This window comes from Pseudomonas cyclaminis (assembly GCF_015163715.1).
GTDB lineage: Bacteria > Pseudomonadota > Gammaproteobacteria > Pseudomonadales > Pseudomonadaceae > Aquipseudomonas > Aquipseudomonas cyclaminis.
In genome coordinates, this window is the sequence record NZ_JADDUM010000149.1 from 1 (window position 1) to 876 (window position 876).

1 pseudogene is annotated in these 876 nt (G+C 57.3%); it reads left to right on the forward strand.

The annotated features are described in order from the left end of the window. Nucleotides 1-876: pseudogene (locus IQK56_RS18650) on the forward strand (dermonecrotic toxin domain-containing protein); the annotation flags it as partial.

Sequence of the window (876 nt, forward strand, 5' to 3'; positions counted from 1 at the left end):
GCAATTCCAGCAAGACACTGGATCAGTATCGCGAAGGGCGCCTGAAGCAAGAGCGAGATACCCGCGACCGGGCAGTGCTGTCTGTGTTTTCGCCGCTTTCAAGTCTATTTAACTCACTGTATGAGTTACTGCTCACAGCGCGGCGTTATCACCGCTTTGGCGACGCTCGCGACGCGGTGGCCGTGGCATTTGGGACGATTTATTTGGTGGTAGAGATTTTCTCGACGGTTATGCCGGGCCCCAAGAAAGTAGCCGCATTGGCCCGCTCAGGTATGCGTTCGATGAGTGCTGGGTTGAAAAAGATCCACGTCTCGAATCTTTCGGCGTATGGCCGGGTGGTGCTGTCGCCCCCATCTCTATCAACCGTCAGCCGCCTCAAGGTTCTTGAACGATTCAGCGTCAAGGGCGTGCCTGAAGGGGCCGTAGCGTTGAAAGGGCCGGGCGAAACAGGGATTTATGTGAGGGACGGCGAGCGCTTCATTGTGGACGGTTCGCATCACACGCCGATTTACCGTCGTGATGGCGAAAATGGTTTTCGGCTGAAGAACAAGGATGTGCCGGGCCAGGATGAACTCATTTTGAATATTTATGAGCCCAAGGACGTCCTGCTGGGGGCGGATGCGCCAGTCGCCGGGCCAAGCTCGGGGGCACTCAACCCGTGGCGGGCACCGGTCCCGCAGGTGGATTGGCGGCCACCTATTACACGCACGGCTACGGAAAGCAGAATTCTTCAGTCCTCCACGACGGCGAGTCATTGGTTGGATTGGCGCACTGCACCCCCAGCCGGCCAGCCACTGACTCCCATTGGGACTGAAGTGTTTCGAATTGCAGAAGATTCTCAGGGGTTTTCTAAAAATGTCCTACGGGTGGCCCCCC